Source organism: Thermoanaerobacter sp. A7A, assembly GCF_000445185.1.
In the GTDB taxonomy this organism is placed as follows: Bacteria; Bacillota; Thermoanaerobacteria; order Thermoanaerobacterales; family Thermoanaerobacteraceae; genus Thermoanaerobacter.
In genome coordinates, this window is record NZ_AVAF01000164.1 from 54195 (window position 1) to 60657 (window position 6463).

5 protein-coding genes and 1 tRNA gene are annotated in these 6463 nt (G+C 32.7%); 5 read left to right on the plus strand and 1 reads right to left on the minus strand.

Translation table 11 applies throughout. The annotated features are described in order from the left end of the window. Positions 1 to 161 precede the first annotated feature (161 nt). The 5 genes from M663_RS0113200 (at position 162) to M663_RS0113220 (ending at position 5877) form a co-directional block, all read left to right on the plus strand. Positions 162 to 923 carry a DeoR/GlpR family DNA-binding transcription regulator gene (locus M663_RS0113200; RefSeq protein ID WP_029689261.1) on the plus strand — a complete coding sequence of 254 codons (762 nt, stop codon included), beginning with the start codon at positions 162 to 164 and terminating at the stop codon, positions 921 to 923. A 25-nt stretch (positions 924 to 948) separates the two neighbouring features. After that, on the plus strand, positions 949 to 2235 hold the full coding sequence (locus M663_RS0113205; RefSeq protein ID WP_029689262.1) for a four-carbon acid sugar kinase family protein: 1287 nt from the start codon (positions 949 to 951) through the stop codon (positions 2233 to 2235). Positions 2236 to 2241: 6 nt separating this feature from the next. Beyond that, complete coding sequence (gene pdxA / locus M663_RS0113210; protein WP_029689263.1) at positions 2242 to 3240, plus strand: 4-hydroxythreonine-4-phosphate dehydrogenase PdxA; 999 nt, start codon at positions 2242 to 2244, stop codon at positions 3238 to 3240. Positions 3241 to 3279: 39 nt separating this feature from the next. Further along, on the plus strand, positions 3280 to 4536 hold the full coding sequence (locus M663_RS0113215; protein WP_042805403.1) for an MFS transporter: 1257 nt from the start codon (positions 3280 to 3282) through the stop codon (positions 4534 to 4536). 207 nt (positions 4537 to 4743) lie between these two features. After that, the gene (locus M663_RS0113220; RefSeq protein ID WP_029689265.1) at positions 4744 to 5877 is read left to right on the plus strand and encodes a glycerate kinase; all 1134 of its coding nucleotides are present in this window, start codon (positions 4744 to 4746) and stop codon (positions 5875 to 5877) included. 223 nt (positions 5878 to 6100) lie between these two features. On the opposite strand, the gene M663_RS0113230 is transcribed toward M663_RS0113220, so the two are convergent. Further along, positions 6101 to 6176 (minus strand) — tRNA-Trp (locus tag M663_RS0113230). Positions 6177 to 6463 lie beyond the last annotated feature (287 nt).

A 6463-nucleotide genomic window follows, 5' to 3' on the forward strand; every position in this document is an offset into this window, starting at 1 on the left:
CCAAGATAAAAAGAAACAGCTTTTTTACAGATGTTTTTGGAACAATAATCTATAAGATTTTTTAAAACTTTAAGAAGGATTTTTTTAAATTATGTCGAATATAACATATATGAACATAAATAAACATATATAATCGATAAAAATGAACAAGGAGAATGAAAATGTTACCCGAAGAAAGGCGCATTAAAATTATAAGTGTATTAAAAGAAAATGGAAAAGTTGAAGTAGAAGAGCTATCCCAAAAATTAAAAGTATCGCCAATGACTATAAGACGTGATCTTGCATATTTAGAAGAAAGAGGTATAGTATTAAGAACTCATGGAGGAGCTGTATATTCTAATATATTGAACTATGAGATTCCGTACTCAAATAAAGAAGTGATAAACAAAGCTGAGAAGGAAAGAATCGGTAAAAAAGCTGCGGAATTTGTCAAGGAAGGGCAATCTATAATACTTGATGCAGGAACAACATGTCTGGAAGTAGCAAAGAATTTGAAATACACAAAAGATATAACTGTTATAACAAATGATATAAAGATCGCAATTGAGCTTTATACTAACTCAAATATAAAAGTGTTTTGTACCGGAGGATTAGTCCAATCAAATGTAGGGGCTTTAATTGGGAATTATGCAGAGGAATTTATAAAATCGATTAATGTAGATTACGCGTTTATAGGAGTATCATCAATTGATGAGGAATATATGGTTTCTACCCCAACAGTTGAAAAGTCTTTTTTGAAGAAAAAAATGATTCAAAGTGCAAATAAGTCAGTTTTGCTTGCTGATCATAGTAAGTTTAACAAGAGGTCACTTGCAAAAATATGTAGAATAAGTGAAATTGATATTTTAATAAGCGATTCACTTTTAGATGAAAAAATAATAGAAGATCTAAAAAAATTAGTTCCAACACTGTATTTGGTTTAAATGTAGATAAAGGAGGATATTATTGATGCCCAAAATTTTGGTTATTGCAGATGACTTTACAGGAGCAAATGCGACGGGAGCTTTGTTGAAAGAAAGTGGATTTAATTCTATTTCGTTATTAAGTTATCAAAGTATAGCAGATTGTTTTATAGACAAAGATGTAGTTTGTATAAACACAGATACAAGAGCACAAGAACCTACTTATGCATATGAGACAGTAAAAAACGTAGTCAACCAATTTAGAGAAAAAGTAGACTTAATTAGCAAAAGAATAGATAGTACTTTAAGAGGAAATATTGGAGCTGAAATAGATGGTGTTCTAGATGGATTAAAAGAGGGATATAAAGCTATTGTTGTGGTGGCATACCCTTCTTCTGGGCGAATTTCAGTTGGAGGATACCTCCTTGTCAATTCTATACCTTTACAAAGAACAGGTGTTTCAAAAGATCCTAAGACGCCAGTTAAGTCCTCAAAAATAATAGATATAATAAAAGGGCAAAGTAATAAAAATATCGGATATATTTATTTGGAAGATGTAATGAAAGGTTATGTTGTTTTAAGTGAAAAAATTGCAAACGATTTAAATGAGATAATTGTTATAGACGCTGCTACGGATGAGGACATTGATACAATTGCAAAAGCGTGTATATTGTCAAAAATACCTATCGTTTGTATAGACCCTGGACCTTTTACTACAGCAATGGCTAAAAACTTATTAGGACAAAATTATAACGAGGGTAAAGAACACAAAATTTTAATGATTATTGGTAGTACAACAGATCTAACAAGAAAACAGATTGATTATATTTCAAAGCAGAGAAATATATTAATCTGGAATGTTAATATAAGAAACGTGATTGAAAATTTAAGCGAAGAAATAACAAGAATCTCTGACTATATAAAAAATAATAAAGGAAACAAATATTTATGTATAACGACTTCACTAAAAAGTGAAGACGTTTTAGACTTAAAATTATTATCCAAACAATATAACGTTAGTCCAAATACAATATCATACAAAATCTCAGATGGATTAAGTAAAATAACTAAGTACATTTTGCAGAATCCTATTTTTAAAGTAAGTTCTGTGTATGTAAGTGGGGGTGATATAACACAAGAGTTTTTAAAGAATATAAATGCAGTAGGAATTGAGATTATAGAGCAAGTTATTCCATTAGCTGTACATGGGAAGATAATAGGAGGTGAATTTAATGGTTTGAACATAATAACCAAAGGAGGATTGGTTGGAGACGAAAAAACTCTCGATTATATAGTTTCATATATTGAAAAAAATATTGAAAGGAGAAATTAAGCTAAGATGGATAGACCAGTTGTAATAATACCCATTGGTGATGTTGCAGGAATAGGTCCTGAAATAGTTGTTAAAGCATTAACTAATAAAGAGATTTATTCTGTTTCAAAACCGTTAGTTGTAGGTGAATTAATGGCCATAAAAAGAGCATTAAATGTAACTAATTTAAGTTTAAATATTAATATTGTCAATATTATAGGAGAGGCGAAATTTGAGTATGGCACCATAGATTTAATTAACTTGAATAATGTTGATTCCAATAATATTGAGTTTGGTAAAGTTCAAGCTGAAGCGGGTAAAGCTGCCTTTGAATTTATTAAAAAATCAGTTGAAATAATTCAAAATGGGTACGCGAATGCGATGGCAACTACTCCAATTAATAAAGAAGCCCTTAAAGCTGGTGGAATAGATTATGTGGGGCATACTGAAATACTTGGAGGACTTACAGATACTGTTGATCCACTGACAATGTTTCAAGTGCGTAATTTGAGAGTGTTTTTTCTAACTAGGCATGTATCGCTTAAACAAGCAGTAGAGATGATAAAAAAAGAAAGAGTTTATGACTATATCTTAAAATGCAATAATGCTTTAAAAAGCTTAGGTATAGAAAAACCGAAAATTGCGGTAGCAGGCTTAAATCCGCATAGTGGAGAGCACGGGTTATTTGGAGATGAGGAGGTGAGAGAGATAATACCTGCAATTGAGAAAGCTAAAAACCTTGAGATAGATGTAACAGGGCCAATAGCAGCGGACTCAGTTTTTTATATAGCGCTAAAAGGTGCTTTTGATGCTGTTATATCACTATACCATGATCAGGGACATATTGCTACAAAGATGGTTGATTTTGAGCGAACTATATCTGTAACTTTGGGATTGCCATTTATTAGAACATCTGTTGATCATGGTACAGCTTTTGATATTGCAGGTAAGAATATTGCAAGTTCTATCAGTATGGAGGAGGCAATTAAATTAGCAGCTTTTTATGCAAAAGTTTATAGAATGTAAATAAAATCAAAAATATTTTCATGAAAGGAGAATGCTAATATGGAGAGTACATCAAAACGTTGGAGTCGAATTATACCTGTTGCTTTTGTAATGTATATGACTGCTTATATGGACAGAATCAATGTTGCTATGATTTTACCATATATGACTAAATCTATTCATCTATCTAGTGCTGACATGGGACTTGCAGCAGGTATATTCTTTATTGGATATATGATACTGCAAATACCGGGTGCAATATTAGCAAATAAATGGAGTGCTAAAAAAGTAGTTTTTATTCTAATGATTTTATGGAGTGCTATGGCAATGGCTACAGGTTTAGTAAAAAATGCAACACAACTTTTTATAATCAGATTTTTACTAGGAGTTTTTGAAGGTGGTGTTTGGCCAGCAGTTTTGGTTTTATTGGCTACATGGTTTCCTGCGAAGGAAAGGGCTCGAGCAAATGCTTTTTGGATGATTAACTTGCCCTTATCCGCTATTGTTATGGCCCCAATTACTGGATGGTTACTTTCAATAACGAACTGGCGCATGGTTTTCTTTATAGAGGGTTTATTACCACTTTTATGGGCGGCTGTTTGGTGGATTACTATTGATGATAAGCCATCAAGAGCTAGATGGATATCAGAAGCAGAAAGAGAATATATTATAAAAACAATAGAACAAGAAAACATCAACAAACCTAAAGGCACTGGTTATTTATCAGCTTTTACAAATAAAACAGTTCTTTTACTTGTAACAGCATATTTCTTTTGGATGTCTGGATTTTATGGATACACAATGTGGGTACCAAGTGTTGTAAAAAGTTTTGAGAATTTTACTTCTTTTGTAGTAGGGTTAATATCTGCTGTACCATTTGCTTTTGCTATGATTGGTATGGCTATAAATTCTTCATGGTCCGATAAAAATCAGCAAAGAGAAATTCATGTTGCTATTCCTCTTATAATTGGAGCTTTTGGACTGATTGGTGGACAGTTTTTGGCACATACACCATTTACAAAAATGATATTCTTAATTATAGCAGCAATTGGTGCTTATTCTCCCTATGGTCCATTTTGGGCAATTCCGACTGATATATTAAGACCAGAATTAGCTGCAGCAGCTATGGGATTAATAAATGCCATAGGCAATTTGGGTGGATTCCTTGGTCCCTATATAGTTGGGTGGATTAAGGGAAATTATTCAGGTTTTTTAGGCTTTATTGTGTTAGGTGTATTCTTGCTAGTTACGGCTATCATAGCACTAGGACTAAGATATATGAATCATGCGTCGGTAAAACACAGCTCAGTGGGTTAAAAGCTAATTTAAAGAAAGGGGAAAATTAATAAAAAATTATATCTTTTGATTTAAACAAGTAGTTAAAATTTAATTAATAATCGATTTGATTAGAGAACTTATTTCAATATTCGGGGAGGGAATAGCCCCCGAATATTGAAATTTATATTTATATCTAGTTATATCTAGTGAAATAAGTAAAAAAATAAGGAAGCGGGAGTGATGTTTTTGAAGATTTTACTTGCACCCGATTCATTCAAAGGTAGTTTATCTTCAAAAGAAGTATGTAATGCTTTAGAAGAGGGGATAAAAAAAGTTATAAATGCAGAGATAATTCCTGTTCCAATAGCAGATGGAGGAGAAGGAACCGTTGAAGCGCTTGTAATGTCTGCCGGTGGAGAAATAATTGATGCATATGTAACGGGACCTTTAGGAGAAAAAGTAAAAGCCTTTTATGGTATATTAAATGACGGAACGGCTGTAATTGAAATGGCTGCTTCTTCAGGTTTATACTTAATTCCCGAACACATGAGAAATCCTCTTAAAACAACTACCTACGGAGTAGGAGAGCTAATCAAGTTAGCTTTGGAGAGAGGGTGCCGCAAATTTATTATAGGAATAGGTGGAAGTGCCACAAATGATGGTGGAGCAGGAATGGCACAAGCTTTAGGAGTTAGGTTCCTTGACATTAATGGCAATGAAATAAGCTACGGTGGAGGAGAGCTTAATAAAATAGAAAAAATAGATTTAAGCAATATTGACAAAAGGATATATGACAGTGAATTTATTGTGGCATCAGACGTTGATAATCCTCTGTGTGGTGAAAGGGGTGCATCAGCCGTATACGGACCACAAAAAGGAGCAACTCCTGAAATGGTGAAAATTTTAGATGAGAATTTAAAGCACTTTGCACAGATTGTTACAAAAACAACTGGTAAGGATTATTCGAATATTCCAGGTGCAGGAGCAGCAGGGGGATTAGGATTTGGACTAATGGCATTTTTAAATGCTAAATTGAAACCAGGGATAGAAATAGTAATGGAAATTGCAAAGTTAGAAGAAAAGATAAAAGACTGCGATTTAGTGGTAACAGGAGAGGGAGATACTGATTTCCAGACAGTTTTTGGCAAAGCACCAGCTGGAATTGCAAAGCTTGCGAAAAAGTATGGTAAGCCGGTTATAATACTATCAGGTGGGTTAGGTAAGAACTATAAAAAACTGTATGACATAGGAGTCACAGCTTTTTTTAGTATTGTCAATAAACCTATGTCAATAGAGGAAGCAATGAGAAGCGCTTATTCTCTCATTGTTGATAGAATGGAAGACATCATGAGGACTATTTTAGTATACCCTCAAGATTAATAAAACACAGCATGGGATGAAAAATAAAATATAAGTTGTAAAAAAATTTACTTTTTATTAAACTAAAATTAACAGGGCAAAAGATTGATTATAGAAAAAAAGATTCTGACTCCGATAGATTTGCTTAAAGAGATAATTGAAGCTATTACAAAGAGTATGAGAAATACGACGGAAAAGGATACTTTTAGACAAAAATAAAAAGGCTTAAAAGCCTTTATTTTTCTGGCAGGGGAGACAGGACTTGAACCCGCAGCCCACGGTTTTGGAGACCGTTGCTCTACCAATTGAGCTACTCCCCTGCGCGCTTTTTATTATAACATACGAAACAAACCCTCGTCAATAATTTATATCCTTTTTTGTTGAATTATTCATAAAAAAGTTTTCTGAGATTTAGTATAATTATTAAAGAGATAGAGAAATATTGTTGTATAGTTTAATATTAGTCTCTAGAAAGTTCGGAGGTGATATATAATGCTTAAAAAGATATCTTTAATACTATTAGTTTTTGTAGCCTTTTCTATATTAATTCCTATTTCAGCACAAGCGGCAAATATAACAATTACAATTAATGGCCAAAATGTAGTTT